The following is a 16,835-nucleotide window of genomic DNA, read 5'->3' on the forward strand; positions in this document are numbered from 1 at the left end:
AAAGCTCTCTCGGTGCGGCTTCCGCACCGAGATTTTTTTAGCTAACAGATGCGTGAAATACGACTTCGGTAGGGTGTGCCCAGGATGATCAGACTATCGACGCGTCAGCGCACCCTTGCCGGCGATGTTTCTTTCGCAGGCTATGGCGTGCACGGCGCCCAGCCGGTGACCCTCACCATGGGTCCCGCAGCGCCCGATAGCGGCTATCTTATCCGCCGTCAGTTGAGCGACGGTACCTTCTCTGCTTCCGTGCAGGTGCACCATTCGCGCGTCACTCGCACGACGCTGTGCACCACGCTTGATCTGGGCGATAGCGTCAGTGTTGCCACTGTCGAGCATGTGGTCTCCGCCCTGTCCGGCATGGGCGTCGACAATGCGATGATCACGCTCGATGGCCCGGAATGCCCGATCATGGATGGGTCTGCCCACCCATTCGCCGAAGCGATCCTGATGGTTGGGCTGGAAATTCAGCCTGCCCAGAAAAAGTTCCTCAAGGTCGTCCGTGCCGTCACCGTGCGCAACAACGACGCCTTTGCCGCGCTTGAACCCTATAACGGCCGCGCGCTCGATCTCGAAATCGACTTTGACTCCAAGGTCATCGGCCGCCAGCGCATGATCTTCGACTGGACGCCGCGCCGCTATTTCGAAGATGTCGCCCGCGCCCGCACCTTCGGTTTCGTGCGCGACGCCAAGATCCTGCGCCAGGCCGGTTATGCCCTCGGTTCCAGCCTCGACAATTCCATCACCGTGCACGAAGACCGCGTGCTCAATCCGGGCGGCTTGCGCTTCGAAGACGAGTTCGTGCGCCACAAGCTGCTCGACGCGATCGGTGATCTGTCGCTCGCTGGCCTGCCGATCTGGGGGCGCTTCCGATCCTACAAGGGCGGGCACGCGCTTAATGCGCATGTGCTGACGGGTCTCTTCTCCAGCGAAGCCAATTATGAGATAGTGAACGCTGAAGACCTGACACTGGAATTCGAGGCGTTCGACGACCAGCCCGAAGGCCTGGCAGTTCAGCCTTACCTTCGGTCCGTGCGCTGAGCCACGGCGCCGCGCCACAGTTTTGATCCATTTGCCAACTACGCCGCGCCCATCTGCGGATGATTAAGAACGGGGCCGTTTGTGAAGCTTGACGTTGTGAGCCAGTTCGCCAACCGGTCGATCCGGTTCGCCCTCATTGGCCTTTTCGCTGCCGTGCTGACGGCCTGTTCCGGCGGTGGCCTTTTCGGGCCCCCCAAGCTCAAGGAAGATCCGATTGTTCCGGCGGCATCGCTCTACCAGAGCGCGCTCAACGATATGGATCGCCAGTATTATCAGAGCGCGATCAAGAGCCTGGAAAAGCTTGAGCGCCAGCATCCGCGCGATCCGCTGACCGAAAAAGGCAAGCTGATGCTTGTCTATGCAAACTATCGCAGCGGTGAACTGGACGAGGCGGTGCTTGCCGCCGACCGGTACCTCGCGCTTTACCCCAACACCAAGGACGTGCCCTACGTTCTTTGGCTCAAGGCGACGGCCTACTTTGCGCAGATCAAGGACATTACCCGTGATCAGCAGCTGTCGCGAGACGCCATCGATACTTATACGCTGCTGATCAACAACTATCCCAAGTCCGAACACGCTGCCGACGCCAAGGAAAAGCTCCTTGTCGCCTATGATCAGCTGGCCGGTAAGGAAATGTCGGTTGGCCGCTACTACCTCGGCAATGGTCAATATGCCGCCGCCATCAACCGCTTCCGCGAAGTGGTGGAGACCTGGCAGACCTCGACCCATATCGAAGAAGCGCTGTATCGCCTGACCGAAGGCTACCTGCTGCTCGGCCTCACCAATGAAGCCATGTCCGCGGCGGCCGTGCTGGGTCACAACTATCCGTCGAGCGAGTGGTACAAGCGTGCATTTGCACTCCTCGGCAAACAGGGCCTTGCGCCGCAGCTCAACTCGGGCAGCTGGCTGGCGGCGCATCGCCGCTGATCCTCAGCGTCAGGAATTGGATCGGGCCCTGCGGGGCCCTTTCTTTTTAAGGGGATGCGCCGTGCACCCCGTTGCTATTTTGTTCTGCTCCGATATCATGCGCTTGTTTCGGCCCCTGGGCTGACAGACGCATCGGTTAGCCACGGGAAGCTACGCGCATGCTCAACGCGCTTTCGGTCCGCAATATCGTCCTCATCGACCAGCTCGACCTGGCGCTCGACAACGGCATGACCGTGCTTACCGGCGAGACCGGTGCCGGCAAGTCTATCCTCCTGGACGCCATGACGCTGGCGCTCGGGGGCAGAGGCGACGCCTCGCTGGTGCGTCAAGGGCAGGAGAGCGGGCAGGTCGTGGCCGTGCTCGAACTTGCCGCGACGCATCCGGCACGCGCCCTGTTGCGCGACAATGCCATCCCGGACGACGAGGATGTGATCCTCCGGCGCGTGCAGTTTGCCGACGGCCGCACGCGCGCCTTTATCAATGACCAGCCGGTTTCTGCCTCGCTGCTGCAAAAGGTCGGCAGCCAGATTGTCGAGATCCACGGCCAGCACGACGACCGCGCGCTGGTCGACGTGGCAACCCACCGTGCGGCCCTCGATGCCTTTGGCGAGTTAGCGAAGCCGGTGGCCGCCGTGCGCGACCTTTGGTCGGCGCTGGTCGAGGCGCAGCAATCGGTTTCGGAACAGCGGGCCCTGGTGGCCGAAGCCGTGGCCGCGGAAGATTATGCGCGCCATGCCGTCGAGGAACTCGGAAAGCTAAAGCCTGCTTTGGGCGAGGAAACCGAACTTGCCGAACGCCGGCAGCAGTTGCAGCAGGCGGAAAAGGCGTCGTCCGACGTGGTCGAGATCGACGAGATTCTCAACGGCCCCAATGCGCCCACGCCCGCACTTGCTTCATTGATGCGCCGATTGGCGCGCAAGATCGATACCGGCGCAACGCTGTTCCAGCCGATCGTTGATGCACTCGATGCGTCGCTCGTGACGCTGGATCGCACGACGGATGCGCTCGAGGAGCTCAAGCGAGAGATGGCCTTCGATCCGCGCGAGCTCGAGGAGGTCGAGGAGCGGCTATTCGCCTTGCGGGCCGCTGCGCGCAAGCATCAGACCACGCCGGACGGCCTGGTCGAAGTTCTGGCAAAATACGAAAGCGACCTCGAAACGCTGCAAAGCGGAGAGAGCCGGCTCAAGGCGCTGGAAGCCGAAGAAGCGACCGCGCGGGCGCGCTATCGCGAGGCCGCGGACACCTTGAGCAATGGCCGCAAGAAGGCCGCCAAGGCGCTGAGCAAGGCGGTCGAGGCGGAATTGCCGGACCTTAAGCTGGGTAATGCCAAGTTCATCGTCGACCATCAGGTCGACAGCGACCGCGTCGCGGCTGCCGGTATTGACCAGATCGCCTTCCACGTTCAAACCAATCCGGGCACCGCGGCCGGGCCGCTGCTCAAGGTTGCCTCGGGCGGTGAGTTGAGCCGCTTCCTCCTGGCGCTCAAGGTGGTGCTGGCCGATCGCGGTTCGGCGCCGGTTCTGGTGTTCGATGAAATCGACACAGGCGTCGGTGGTGCCGTTGCAGACGCCATCGGCCGGCGGCTGGCGCGGCTTGCAAGCAAGGTTCAGGTGCTGACGGTCACCCATGCGCCGCAGGTGGCAGCGCGGGCCAACCGGCACCTGCTGATCGAAAAACAGATGGTCAAGGAGGGTCATTTCATGCGCACCCATGTTCGGCCGCTCGATACCGGAGCGCGGCAGGAGGAAGTCGCGCGCATGCTGGCGGGTGCGGAAATCACCGACGAAGCGCGCGCTGCTGCCAGCAAATTGCTGAGCACCGTGAAATAGGGCTATCTTTCTTCCCTTCTCCCCTTGTGGGAGAAGGTGCCCGAAGGGCGGATGAGGGGTGCCTGCAGCACCGGATGCGCGGCGAGAACCCCTCACCCGTCTCGGCCTGCGGCCGATCCACCCTCTCCCACAGGGGGAGAGGGGAGGCTCGGTGATAGTAACGTAGCGAGTGCCCATGTCCGACCTGTCTCAAACACCCGTCAGCGATCTGTCCGAAGACGAAGCCCGCTCCGAGCTTGAGCGGTTGGCCGGCGCCATCGCCGCGGCGGACCTCGCCTACCATGGCAAGGATACGCCCGAGATCACCGACGCCGAATACGATGCCTTGCGCATCCGGAATGCCGAGCTGGAAGGCGCCTTCCCGGAACTGGTCCGGTCGGATAGTCCTACGGGCAAGGTCGGCGCGGCACCGGCAGAGGGTTTTTCCAAGGTTCGGCACGCCGTGCCGATGCTGAGTCTAGCCAAGGCCTACACCGATCAGGACGTTCTCGACTTTATCGAGCGCGGCCGCCGCTTCTTTCAGAAGGACGAGGGGCTGGACCTCGCCTTTACCGCCGAGCCCAAGATCGATGGCCTTTCCGCTTCGCTCCGTTACGAACACGGCGTTTTCGTCCAGGGTGCTACCCGCGGCGACGGATCGGTGGGTGAGGACATCACCGCCAATCTGCGGACCATCAAGGATATTCCCAAACGCCTGCCGGAAGGTGGGGACTGGCCGGAGGTGATCGAAATCCGCGGCGAGGTCTACATGACCTATGCCGAGTTCCAGGCGCTCAAGGAGCGCTCAGCCGCTGCGGGTGGGCAGAACTACGTCAATCCGCGAAATACGGCGGCGGGATCGCTTCGGCAAAAAGACCCGTCGATTACGGCCAGTCGCAACCTGCGCTTCTTTGCCTATGCCTGGGGTTTTACCAGTGCCGACCCGGCGCCGACGCAGTTTGAAGCGGTGCAGAAATTCGCCGATTGGGGCTTTCAGATCAGCCCACTTATGTTGCGGGCCAAGTCAGCCGAAGAGCTGATCGCCCAATACAAGCTCATCGAGAGCCAACGCTCGTCACTGGGCTATGATATTGATGGCGTCGTCTACAAGGTCGACCAACTTGAACTGCAGCGCCGCTGGGGCTTTGTGACGGGCGAGCCGCGCTGGGCCATCGCCCACAAGTTCCCGGCCGAACAGGCGACGACCACTGTGCGCGACATCGAAATTCAGGTGGGCCGCACCGGCACGCTGGCGCCGATCGCGCGGCTTGATCCGGTGAGCGTCGGCGGGGTCACCGTGGTCAATGCGACTCTTCACAACGAGGACTATATTGCCGGCCGCGACAGCAATGGGCTGCCGATCCGCGACGGCAAGGACATCCGCATCGGCGATACCGTCACCATCCAGCGGGCAGGGGACGTCATTCCGCAAATCGTCGACGTCGTCATCGAGAAGCGCCCGGCCGCCGCGGAGGCCTTCCACATGCCCGAAACCTGCCCGGTCTGCGGCTCGCCGGCAGTGCGCGAAATCAACGAGAAGACCGGCAAGGAAGATTCCCGCCGCCGTTGCACCGGCGAGCTGTTCTGCCCGGCGCAGGCGGTGGAGAGCCTCCGTCATTTCGTTTCTCGCGGCGCCATGGACATCGAAGGCCTGGGGGCGGAGAACATCGAGCTCTTGTTCAGCAAGGACCTCGTCAAGACGCCGGCCGATATCTTCACGCTCAAGGACAAGCGTGCCGAGGTTCAGCGTGCTTTCGCCGAGCGCCGCGAAGAGCAGGCACGCCAGCGCGAAGCGGCTTCCGGAAAGGCGCGCAAGAATGTGCGCAGCGTCGAGGACCGCAATTATGAGGGGCTGGACAAGCTCTTCGCCGCCATCGATGCCCGCCGCGACCCCGAACTGGACCGCTTCATCTTTGCGCTCGGCATCCGCCATATCGGGGAAACCACCGGCGCCGTCCTCGCCCGCACCTTCGGCACGATCGAGAAGCTGCAGGAAGCGGGAAGGGAGATGGCCGCTGCGGACGACCCGATGGGCGTTTTCCCCTCGGTTGACGGCATCGGCAGCACGGTGGTCGAGGCGCTGGTCGAATTTTTTGGCAACGAGCGCAACAACGAGGCGCTCGCGGCGCTCCTCGCGCAGGTCCGGCCCAAGCCCTATGTGGTCACCATTTCAGCCGACAGCCAGGTGGCGGGGAAAACGGTGGTCTTCACCGGCACGCTCGAAAAAATGTCACGATCTGAAGCCAAGGCTATGGCCGAACGGCTGGGGGCGAAGGTCGCCGGTTCAGTTTCGGCCAAGACCGATATCCTGGTTGCCGGGCCCGGCGCCGGCTCCAAGCTCAAGCAGGCGCAGGAGCATGGGGTGGAAGTGATCAGCGAAGACGAATGGTTTGCCAGGGTCGGCAAATAGCGGGAGACTGAAATGCGTCATCTGCCATTCGCCCTGGCTCTGCTATCTGCCCTCACGCTGCCCGCCGCGGCGAGCGAGTTTGGCGATAAGGTGCGCGCGCATCTTTATGCCGGCACGCTGAGCGAAATGGGCGAGCAGATCGCGCCCGCCTGCGACGCCGGAGATGCCGAAGCCTGCTTTGCCTTCGGGCTTTCCGATCTCATCACCGGGTATGAGCAGACGGCGCAGATGCTCTACCGGCATGGCGCTGTTGCTCCTAACGCGCCGGCGCTGAGCCTGTTTCTCGGCACCGGGCTCGATACGCCGCCCGCGACAATAAACGCCGACGCCCGGCCCCTCGATTATGATGGGCTGGTGCAAATCCTTGATGATTTTGTGGTCACCCTTGGCCAGGCACGGGCGCATTTTGAGGCCGCCGGCAATGGCGACGCCTTTGTCATGCCGATCGATCCGCTTCGCGTGCGCATCGATCTTGACGGCAATGGCGCGGCTGAGCCCGGCGAGACGCTGGCAGTTGTGTTGCAGGCGGCGGGTGAACTAACCGAATTTCCTTCGCCCGATGAACCGCCGCCGGGGCACAAAACCAAGACCAAGAGCAAGGGCGCGCCGGACGCGACGATCGGCTTCGACAATGCCGATGCTATCTGGTTCGCGGGCTATTCCACACTTGTGTCCACGCCAGTCGATTTCCTTTTGGCGCATGATTTCAGCCAGTTTTTCGACGCGTTCCTTCATCGCGTCTTCCCCCATGCGGGCCTTCCCATGGGCGGGCACTTGCCCGGCGGCATGATGGTGATGGACCCTGAAAGCGACGCCTTCTTCGCCGATGTGATCGCCGCGATCCACGCTGCCGATTTCCCGGTCACCGATGCGGCGCGCCTCGCCAATGTGCGGACGCGGCTGCTCGAGATTACAGCATTGTCGCGCCGCAACTGGGAATTGATCCTGGCCGAAACCGATGACGACAGGGAACTCGTGCCGTCGCCCACGCAGACGTCGCTGGTGCCCGACCGGCAGGTTACCCAGGACGTCGTCGATGCCTGGCTCGCCACGCTCGACACGGTGGACCTGGTGCTCGAGGGCGAGCTGCTGTTGCCGCATTGGCGGTTCGCGCAAGGTTTTGACCTCAAGCGCTACTTCGAGACGGCTACCGAGACCGATGCCGTCATGCTGTTTACGGGGCTCGGGGCATTGCCGTTTCTTGGCGATGGCCCGATCGCCGGCGCCGATGATTTCGCCGAAGCCAATCGGGTCTTCGGCGAGGACTGGCCGTTTTTCGCCCTCTGGTTCAACTAGGTGCCTTCGGAGCTCCCCATGCGTCTTGCTGCAATCGCCTCGATCGCTTTTCTCGCCCTTGCCAGGGCCGCTGCGGCGCAGCCTTTCGACACGCCCGAGGCGCTGCTCGAAGCCGTTTATGCGCCCTATTTCAGCGGTGAGTTCAGCGAGGATGAGGCCGAGTTCCGCTCCGAAGCGCTCAATGCACTCTACGAGGCCGATGCGCAAAACACGCCGGAAGGCGAGATGGGCGCGCTGAGCTTTGATCCCTATATCGATGGGCAGGATTTCGAGATCGCCGAATTCGAGATCGGCGAACCGCTGATCGATGGGGACACGGCCACCGTCGATGTCACCTTCACCAATTTCGGCGAGCCGCGCGCCATCACCTATGATCTCGTGTTCGAAGACGGCAGCTGGAAAATCGACGACCTCGAAGGCGAGAACGCCGAGTTTTCCTACCGGCTGACGGAGATCTTTGCTGGGGTGGAAGACACAAGCGAGTAACAGCGGTTCGCTGTCACCCCGGCCTGCGCCGGGATGACATCGAGCGTTCGGGAATTACGCGGCTAGATTGCGGCCGTTGCGCCCTTTAGCCACTCCTTGACCTCGCCGCTCACCAGCGGGCCGATCTCCGTCCATACTTTTGCGTGGAACGTGTTGAGCCAGTCGCGCTCCGCTCCGGTCAGCAGGTCCATCTCGATCAGACGCGTGTCGATGGGCGCCAGGGTCAGAGTTTCGAACTCGAGGTATCCTGGAAACGCCTCAGCCTCCTTGACCGCGACGAGGTTCTCGATGCGAATGCCGTATTCGCCGGCCTTGTAGTAGCCGGGCTCGTTGGAAACCACATTGCCTGGCTCGAAGGGCGTCGTGTAGCGCGAGGAGATGCCGACAGGCCCCTCATGCACGCCAAGGAAGGCGCCGACGCCGTGGCCGGTGCCGTGATTGTAAGTCACCCCGTCTTGCCAGAGGAACTGGCGCGCCAGGATGTCGATCTGGGCGCCATTGGTGCCGCGGGGGAAACGGGCGAGCGAAATGGCGATCATGCCCTTGAGCACCCGGGTATAGCGGTCCTTCTGCTCGGGGGTCGCCGACCCGGTAAAGAGCGTCCGGGTTATGTCGGTGGTACCCGACAAATATTGCGCGCCCGAGTCCACAAGCATGATCTCACCGGCATTGAGGGTCCGGTCGGTCTTCTTGGTCACCCGGTAGTGGACGATGGCGCCATTCGGCCCAGCGCCGGAGATGGTGTCGAAGCTGGCGTCGACGCAGGATTCTTCTTCGCGCCGGAAGGCCTCAAGGGCGGTGACGATGCCGATTTCGGTCAGCGTGCCTTTGGGTGCTTCGCCATCGAACCAGTGCAGGAATTTCGCCAGCGCCACGCCATCGAGCTTATGGGCTTCGCCCATGCCGGCCAATTCGGCCTCGTTCTTGATCGACTTGGGGCCGAGCACCGGATCGCGCTTTTCGATCACCCGGGCACCCGCCTGGCGAAGCGTGTCAGCCACGGCGGCGGGAGCCGATTGCGGATCGACCAGCACGGCCTTCTTGCCCGAGCCGAGCTTTTCCAACGCCTTGGCGAGGCCGACGCTCTTTGCCACCTTGGCAATGCCATCCAGCGCCTTTTCGAGCTCCGGCGTGATCTTGGCCTTGTCGAGATAAAGCGTCGGCAGGCCCGACTGGGGCACGATGGCGAAGCCAAGCACAAAGGGGGTGTTGGGGACATCGCGGCCGCGCATGTTGAACAGCCAGCAGATCGATTCCGGCAACGTCAGCACCGCAGCGTCGGCGCCTTCCTTGACGAGGGTGTCGCGCAGATCGGCAATCTTGTCGGACGAGGTCTTTCCGGCACGGTTGTGGCCCAAAAATTCGATTGGGCTGAGCGGCGGGGCAGGGCGATCTTGCCAGACATGGTCGACCAGATTGTCGTGCGGCACGACCTGGGCGTGACCGGCGAGCTTTTCGGTGATGTCGCGGATTTCACCGGGCGTGTGCAGCCAGGGATCATAGGCCAGCGTGCCGCCCTTGGGCACATAGAGCTTGATGTCCGCGCTGACGCCTCCCTGGCCGACCTCGTGAACGGTGATCTTGTTCGTGTCGGTCTGGACTGGCGCCTGGAGCGTGTAGCGGCTGTCGACGAAGAGACCGGCCTTCTTCATGCCGATCACCGCCATACCGGCCGAGCCGGTAAAGCCGGTGAGATAAGCCAGCCGCGCTTCGCTGGCCGGCACGGACTCGCCGCGATGCGCATCGGCGCGCGGAACAAGGAAGGCATCGACATGCGCCCACTGCATAGCGGCGCGCAGGTCGGCAAGGCGAGGCGCCACCTGGCTCGGGTCGGATTTTTCCTCGAAGCTCTGGAATTTAGCGGGCGGGAAGGCGGTGTCGGTCATGGTTTTTCCTGACGCAAAGCCGGCTACTACATGCGCTGCCGGCATGGCTATCTTGTGTCATCAGCGCTGGTGCGGGCGCGGTTCGAACCTATCTTAAGGGCACAGGTCAAGGAGATGAAAAATGAACAAGGGCAAGAATTTCTTTCGGCGCACCCTCGACGCCATTGTCGAAGGCCGCGCCCGCGAGGCTCAGCGCTTTGTCGATAGATACGAGCGCGACCATGGCTTGCGCGACAAAATGAACGGCCGTTAACCGCGGTCTGCACTTCCGGCATGGCAGGCTTGCCGGTGCGCCCCTAACCAGGGCAGCGCGAACAGCCTAGAGAGAGCAAGACGGCTACCAAACGTTTGGTCCGTCGCATGGAGTAGAAGATGACTGAGAGCAAGAATGGTTTCCGCAGCGCATTGGGTGGCCTTATCGACGCCCGGAGCCGCGAAGCCACCCGCCAGGTCAGCTATCGCATGCAGCACCAGCTGATCGGCGCAGTAACCAAGCGCCCGTAAGGCTGCTGCAGCACTCGCTGACGATCAAGCCCCGATCCCCGAAGCCTGCTTCGGGGATTTTGTTTTTTGCGTTCGAGAAAGACCCCCACCCAACCTCCCCCTGAAGTAGGGGGAGAGCCGCATCTCGCTTGTCGCCACTTCGGTGTTTGTCCACCGGACGCACTCCTCCCCCTACTTCAGGGGGAGGTTGGGTGGGGGTCCTCCTAGCGAGTTACCGCTTTTCCAGCACCAGCGTTGTCCAGTCCTTGCGCTTGAGATGATCGCGCAGGGTGAAGCCTGCCTTTTCATAAGCCTCGATGACGCCGTCGGCCTGGGTGTTGAGGATACCCGACAAAATCGCCGTGCCACCCGCCTGGGTGATGACGCCCATGCCCGGCGCCAGCTCCACGAGGGGGCCGGCCAGGATATTGGCGACCACGAGATCGTAGGGTGCGCGTGCGGCAATGGCATGGTGGTCGAGACCGGTTGCGACCAGTGTGTCGATCAGACCGGCCACCTCGTTGTCGCGGGCATTGTCGTCCGTGGTGGTAACGGCGATGGGGTCGATATCGGTCGCCAGCACCTTCTTGCCGGTGCGCTTGGCAAGAGCGATGGCAAGGACGCCGGTGCCGGTGCCGACATCGATCATGGCGCTGGGGCTCTTGGTCTCGAGCACGGCCTCGATGGCTTCGAGGCACCCTGTCGTGGTCTCGTGGTGCCCCGTGCCGAAAGCCTGTGCCGCGTCGATGCGCATCGGCGTCAGCCCTTCGGGGATCGGCCCGGTTTCGTGGCTGCCATAAACATAGAAGCCACCCGCGATCACGGGCGCCAGGCCTTCAAGCGACTTGGCGACCCAGTTGACTTCCGGATCGATCGGCTCGACCGAGAACTGCACTGTGCCGCCCAGCACTTCCTGCGCCAGCGCGTTGAAGGCTTCGAGGTCGGGCGGGCTGTCGCAGGCGGCTTCAAACACCCATTCCCCGGTCTCTTCGTTTTCATGCGCCGAAGCGGTCAGCGCCAGCTCGTCGCGCTCTGCCACGGCGTCGACCAGGGCATAGGCCTGTTCCTTGGTGAGGGAAACGGAGAGCTGGTCGACGGACATGAGTGGCCTCGGATTTGGTTCGAGGCCATTGAGGCAAGCTTGGCGCCTAAGTCAATGACTAGAGCTTGACCGCCGTGCCAGACACCGAAACCATCAGCATCGAGCCGTTCTGGCCGACGACTTCATAGTCGATATCGACGCCGACCACCGCATCGGCTCCCATGCGCCGGGCTTCGTCGGCGAGCTCGCGATAGGCCTCTTCGCGCGCGCTGCGCAGCGTCGATTCATAGGCGCCTGCGCGGCCGCCGACAATGTCGCGAATGCCGGCAAACAGGTCCTTGAAGATGTTCGCGCCAACGATCACCTCGCCGGTGGCGATGCCGAGATAGTCACGGATCGGGCGGCCTTCCAGGGTGGGGGTGGTCGAGATGATCATGGGGTCCTCCAGGTTTGTGTGGAGGATGTGGGAAGGGTGGGGCGGAGTGCAAGGGGGAGACGGTAAAGGCACCCCCTCCCACCTGCGCTACGGCCAAGAGGCCTAGCTGCGGTTCCCCCCCTCTAAGGGGGAGGGTGGGTCCGGTGAGAGTGGCAGCTAATTGCCAACGAGTGGAGTTCATCTTCCCCCTCAAAGGGGAAGGCAAGCAAAGCTTAGGTGCGCAGCGCCTTAGCGACGCTCGGAAGGGGGTGCCTAACCCTTCGTCACAAAGCTCTCCAAGACCTTCTTGGTCCCCGCCTTGTCGAACTCGATGGTCAGCTTATTGCCCTCGATATTCATCACCTCGCCATAGCCGAACTTGAGGTGGAATACCCGGTCGGACACCTCGAAGCCGCTCGACTGGCTGCCAAGATCGACGGAGCGGGCGACCAGTTCGCCCTCTATGGTCAGCGGCCCGCCACCCTTGCGCGTTGCCTGCTGCGCACGCGCCCGCTGCCAGCCGGGCGTTTCGTAGACGCTTTCGAAAGGGTCGGCCTTGTTGAAGCGGCTCGAGGCGCCGCCGCCATAGCTATAGCCGCCATAGGCCGAGCCGCGATCGGTGACGTCCAGCACGTCGGGCGGCAGTTCGTCGATGAAGCGCGATGGAATGGCCGATTGCCAGAGCCCGTGGATGCGCCGGTTCTGCGCTGCCGAAATCCGCACACGCTTGCGGCCGCGGGTTATGCCGACATAGCCGAGGCGCCGTTCCTCTTCGAGCCCGGCGCGCCCCGACTCGTCCATCGAGCGCTGGCTTGGAAAGGTTCCGTCTTCCCAGCCGGGCAGGAATACCGTGTTATATTCGAGCCCCTTGGCAGAGTGGAGCGTCATGATGGTGACGGCATCACTGGCCTCGGCGCTGTCGCGGTCCATGACCAGCGATATATGCTCGAGAAAGCCGCCCAGCGTCTCGAACTCTTCCATGGAACGGCTGAGTTCCTTGAGGTTTTCCTTGCGGCCCTCGCTTTCGGCGGATTTGTCTGCCGAAAGCATGTCCATATAGCCGCTTTCTTCCAGGATCTGTTCGACCAGCTGGTAGGGCGGCAGGCTTTCGGCACGATAGGACCAATCGTCGAATTGCGCCACCAGGGCACGCAGGACCGAGCGCTGCTTGGGCTTGAGGTCCTCGGTTTCCACCAGCATGCGCGTCGACTGCAGAAGCGGCACGTTCTGGTGGCGAGCCGTCGCGGTCAGCATGTTGACGGTCGAGTCGCCGAGGCCACGCTTGGGCACGTTGATGATGCGTTCGAAAGCCAGATCGTCAAAGGGCTGTGCAACCAGCCGCAGATAGGCCAGAGCATCACGAATTTCCTTGCGCTCATAGAAGCGCGGACCGCCGATGACGCGGTAGTTCAGCCCCAGCGTGATGAAGCGTTCTTCGAACTCGCGCATCTGGAAGGAAGCGCGGACCAGGATGGCCATTGAATTGAGCGGTTCGCCGAGGCGCTGGAACTGCTCAATTTCCTCGCCGACTGTGCGCGCCTCTTCCTCGCTGTCATAGACCTGGGTGAACGAGATCGGTTCGCCCGCTTCGGCGACATCGGTGTGGAGCGTCTTGCCCAGGCGGCCTTCGTTGAAGGCGATCAGGGTCGAAGCGGCCTTGAGGATATTGGCGGTCGAGCGATAGTTGCGCTCAAGCTTGACCACCTTGGCGCCCGGAAAATCCTTTTCGAAGCGCAGGATGTTGTCCACCTCGGCGCCGCGCCAGCCGTAGATCGACTGGTCATCGTCACCGACCACGCAGATATTGGCCTCGTTTGCGGGACGGCCCTGCGCCAGGAGGCGCAGCCAAAGATACTGGGCGGTGTTGCTGTCCTGGTATTCGTCGACCAGCATGTACTTAAAGCGCTTGTGGTATTCGGCAAGCACGTCGGGCTGTTCGCGGAACAAGCGAATGCATTCAAGCAGCAGGTCGCCGAAATCGACGGCGTTGAGCGTTTTGAGGCGGGCCTGGTAGTCCGCATAAAGGTTGGGCAAACGGCCATTGGCGAAGACGCTGCTTTCCGACGCCGGCACGTCCTTGGGCAACCAGCCCCGGTTCTTCCAGGTATCGAGCAGCCCGGCAAAGCCGCGAGCGGTCCAGCGCTTTTCATCGATGTTTTCGGCCGCCAGCAACTGCTTGATCAGCCGGATCTGGTCGTCGGTATCAAGGATGGTGAAGCTGGGTTTAAGATCGACCAGTTCCGCGTGCTGGCGCAAAATGCGGGCGGAAACCGAGTGGAACGTGCCCATCCAAGGCATGCCGTCGAAGTTTGGCACAAGCTCATGGATGCGCTTTTTCATCTCGCCCGCTGCCTTGTTGGTAAAGGTCACGGCTAGGATCTGGCTGCCCCAGGCAAGGCGCTGGTTGAGAATGTGGGCGATACGTGTCGTCAGCACCCGCGTCTTGCCGGTACCGGCACCCGCCAGCACCAGAACCGGGCCTTCCGTTGCAAGCACGGCGTCGCGCTGCTCGGGGTTGAGGCCAGCCAGATAGTCCATCGCTGGCGCCTGTTGAAGGCGGCTGGTATTCGGCCCGGCGCCGGGACGGTAAAGGGGTGCGGGTTCGGCCATGCGGTGCTTTGTTCCGGGGCCGGCGCCGCGATGAGCAGCAAGCCGGGCCTTGACGAATCTTGATTTGTTCTCGTCGCAATATAGGGACGGCGACTGTCCCTGTATAGAAGCGCAGCCTGTCACATGGACGTCACGCACCCGGCCTAATCGAGCCCCGCATCATATCCGGGGACTATTCATGATTGCCCAAAAGCGTCTGGCTGCCTTGAGCGCGGCCCTGTTGCTGACCACTGCCGGCGTTCAGGCCGAGCAGTATTTCAACCGAGTTTCGAGCTTTGCCGTGGCGCAGAATGCGCCTGAGGCGGACGCCACGTCATCGGAAATCATCGCCGCCACCGAAGATGGCATGACGCTGATCTATTCGGATAGCCCGGGCGGCGGCATCGGCTTTGTGGATATAACCGACGCTTCGGCGCCAAAGGCTGCCGGCTATCTGGCCATCGAAGGCGAGCCGACCTCGGTCGCCATCATCGGCGACAAGGCCTATGTCGGCGTCAATACCTCCGAGAGCTTCACCGAACCGTCCGGCAAGCTGGTCGTCGTCGATATCGCGACGCAGACCGCCGAAGCCGAATATGACTTCGGCGGACAGCCCGATTCTGTTGCCCGCAACAAGACCGGTACGCTCCTTGCCATCGCCATCGAAAACGAGCGCGACGAAGAGGTCAATGACGGCGACATTCCGCAGATGCCGTCGGGCTTTCTGGTGATCTTCGACGTCGCCGCCGCAACGCTCAAGACCGTGGACGTCACCGGCCTGGCCGAGATCGCCGGCGATGACGCGGAACCCGAATTTGTCAGCTTCAACGACAATGACGAAATCGCGCTGACGCTGCAGGAAAATAATGCGATCGTCATCATCGACGGCACCACCGGCGAAGTGACGGGCCATTTCAGCGCCGGTTCGACCACGCTGACGGACGTCGACACCAAGCGCGATGGTGTCCTCGATTTCACCGGCACGCAGGAAGATCGTCTGCGCGAGCCGGACTCGGTCAAGTGGCTCGACAACGATCGCCTGGTCATCGCCAATGAAGGCGACTGGAACGGCGGCGCTCGCGGCTTCACCATCTTCTCCAAGGATGGCGAAGAACTGTTCGAAGCCGGCAATGCGCTCGATCACAACGCCGCCCAGCTCGGCCACTATCCAGAGCACCGCAACTCCAAGGGCGTCGAGCCCGAAGGCCTTGATGTCGCGATGTTTGGCGAAACCAACTATATCTTCGTCACCGAAGAACGCGCCTCGCTGATCGCGGTCTACAAGGACAGCGGCGAAGAGCCCGAATTCGTCCAGGCGCTACCCTCCGGCATTTCGCCCGAAGGCGTCGTTGCCATCCCGTCGCGCAATCTTCTCGCCACGGCCAATGAGGTCGATCTGCGCGAAGACGGCGGCGTGGGCTCCCATGTCATGATCTATGAGCTTGCCGAAGGCGAAGCGAACTATCCGCAGATCATGTCCGATCTCGACGCCGACGATCGCCCGATCGGCTGGGCCGCTCTTTCGGGCGCCTATGCCATCGAACCCGGCAAGCTCGTTGCCGTCAGCGACAGCGCTTTCAACGAAGCTGCGATCTATACCATTGATGCCACCGAAACCCCGGCACGCATCACCGCCAAGACGGTGATCACCCGCAACGGCCACCCGGCGCAGAAGCTTGATCTCGAAGGCATCACTGGTGACGGCGAAGGCGGCTTCTGGTTGGCCTCCGAAGGCGACACGGCCAAGCTGACGCCGCACGCCCTGTTCCACGTCAATGCCGATGGCGAGATCGAAGACGAAATCGCCTTCCCGGCAGACCTGCTTGCCGGCGAAACCCGCTCGGGTTCTGAGGGCATTGCCATGGTCGGCGACACGCTCTGGATCGCCATCCAGCGCGAGTGGAAGGACGACGAAAAGGGTTTTGTGAAGCTCGTCGGCTACAACACCGAAACGGAAGAGTGGAGCGCCGTCCGCTACCCGCTCGAAGCGGCGGCCGAGGGCACCTGGGTCGGCCTGTCGGAAATCACGCTTCATGGCGACTATGTCTACCTGATCGAGCGCGACAACCAGATCGGCGACAAGGCCAAGCTCAAGGCCGTGTACCGCGTGCCGGTTGCCGAACTCGAAGGCGCTGAACTGGGCGGTGAACTGCCGACCGTTTCCAAGGAACTGGTCCGTGATCTCGTGCCCGATCTGGCCGCGCAGAACGGCTATGTCGTCGACAAGGTGGAAAGCCTCGCCATCGACGCCGACGGCAAGGCCTATGTGATCACCGACAATGACGGCGTCGACGACAGCTCGGGCGAAACGTTCTTCTGGACGTTCGACATCGAGTAAGCTTCGCGTATGAGGAAGGAAACGGCCGGGAGCGATCCCGGCCGTTTTGCATCTCAATTCCTCCGGCGCCCGCTTGCGCAAGGGCTGCAAGTGCCTACACTTGCATGAGGTTCT

The 16,835-nt window shown here is 62.6% G+C and carries 13 protein-coding genes; 9 read left to right on the forward strand and 4 right to left on the reverse strand.

Going from position 1 to position 16,835, the window contains the following annotated elements; all coding sequences use genetic code 11:
* Positions 1–84: 84 nt before the first annotated feature.
* The 6 genes from lpxC to JI748_RS04055 all read left to right on the forward strand — a co-directional run bounded on the left by lpxC (position 85) and on the right by JI748_RS04055 (position 7,968).
* Positions 85–1,041 (forward strand): UDP-3-O-acyl-N-acetylglucosamine deacetylase, encoded by a 957-nt coding sequence (lpxC, locus tag JI748_RS04030; RefSeq protein WP_201635303.1) that lies wholly within the window; start codon positions 85–87, stop codon positions 1,039–1,041.
* Positions 1,042–1,122: 81 nt separating this feature from the next.
* Entirely contained in the window at positions 1,123–1,968 is an 846-nt protein-coding gene (locus JI748_RS04035) for an outer membrane protein assembly factor BamD (RefSeq protein ID WP_201635305.1), read from the forward strand.
* Positions 1,969–2,126: 158 nt separating this feature from the next.
* Positions 2,127–3,797 carry a DNA repair protein RecN gene (gene recN, locus JI748_RS04040; protein WP_201635307.1) on the forward strand — a complete coding sequence of 557 codons (1,671 nt, stop codon included), beginning with the start codon at positions 2,127–2,129 and terminating at the stop codon, positions 3,795–3,797.
* Between the two features lie 175 nt (positions 3,798–3,972).
* Complete coding sequence (gene ligA / locus JI748_RS04045; RefSeq protein WP_201635309.1) at positions 3,973–6,186, forward strand: NAD-dependent DNA ligase LigA; 2,214 nt, start codon at positions 3,973–3,975, stop codon at positions 6,184–6,186.
* Between the two features lie 12 nt (positions 6,187–6,198).
* Positions 6,199–7,482 (forward strand): hypothetical protein, encoded by a 1,284-nt coding sequence (locus tag JI748_RS04050; RefSeq protein ID WP_201635311.1) that lies wholly within the window; start codon positions 6,199–6,201, stop codon positions 7,480–7,482.
* A gap of 18 nt (positions 7,483–7,500) precedes the next feature.
* Complete coding sequence (locus JI748_RS04055) at positions 7,501–7,968, forward strand: DUF3828 domain-containing protein (protein WP_201635313.1); 468 nt, start codon at positions 7,501–7,503, stop codon at positions 7,966–7,968.
* 62 nt (positions 7,969–8,030) lie between these two features.
* On the opposite strand, the gene JI748_RS04060 is transcribed toward JI748_RS04055, so the two are convergent.
* Positions 8,031–9,854 carry an aminopeptidase P family protein gene (locus JI748_RS04060; RefSeq protein ID WP_201635315.1) on the reverse strand — a complete coding sequence of 608 codons (1,824 nt, stop codon included), beginning with the start codon at positions 9,852–9,854 and terminating at the stop codon, positions 8,031–8,033.
* A gap of 121 nt (positions 9,855–9,975) precedes the next feature.
* Here JI748_RS04060 and JI748_RS17475 point away from each other — a divergent pair, with 121 nt between their 5' ends.
* Together JI748_RS17475 and JI748_RS17480 are read left to right on the forward strand one after the other, a co-directional pair.
* On the forward strand, positions 9,976–10,107 hold the full coding sequence (locus JI748_RS17475) for a hypothetical protein (protein WP_267911603.1): 132 nt from the start codon (positions 9,976–9,978) through the stop codon (positions 10,105–10,107).
* A 119-nt stretch (positions 10,108–10,226) separates the two neighbouring features.
* Complete coding sequence (locus JI748_RS17480) at positions 10,227–10,358, forward strand: hypothetical protein (RefSeq protein ID WP_267911604.1); 132 nt, start codon at positions 10,227–10,229, stop codon at positions 10,356–10,358.
* 211 nt (positions 10,359–10,569) lie between these two features.
* On the opposite strand, the gene JI748_RS04065 is transcribed toward JI748_RS17480, so the two are convergent.
* The 3 genes from JI748_RS04065 to JI748_RS04075 form a co-directional block, all read right to left on the reverse strand.
* Entirely contained in the window at positions 10,570–11,439 is an 870-nt protein-coding gene (locus JI748_RS04065) for a 50S ribosomal protein L11 methyltransferase (protein ID WP_201635317.1), read from the reverse strand.
* Between the two features lie 58 nt (positions 11,440–11,497).
* A complete protein-coding gene (locus JI748_RS04070; RefSeq protein WP_201635319.1) occupies positions 11,498–11,815 on the reverse strand; it encodes a heavy metal-binding domain-containing protein in 318 nt (105 codons plus the stop codon).
* Between the two features lie 252 nt (positions 11,816–12,067).
* Positions 12,068–14,404: an ATP-dependent helicase gene (locus JI748_RS04075; protein ID WP_201635321.1), complete on the reverse strand. Its 2,337-nt coding sequence runs from the start codon at positions 14,402–14,404 to the stop codon at positions 12,068–12,070.
* Between the two features lie 178 nt (positions 14,405–14,582).
* Here JI748_RS04075 and JI748_RS04080 point away from each other — a divergent pair, with 178 nt between their 5' ends.
* Entirely contained in the window at positions 14,583–16,721 is a 2,139-nt protein-coding gene (locus JI748_RS04080; protein WP_201635323.1) for an esterase-like activity of phytase family protein, read from the forward strand.
* The last annotated feature ends 114 nt before the right edge of the window (positions 16,722–16,835 follow it).

Source organism: Devosia rhizoryzae (genome assembly GCF_016698665.1).
Lineage (GTDB): Bacteria > Pseudomonadota > Alphaproteobacteria > Rhizobiales > Devosiaceae > Devosia > Devosia rhizoryzae.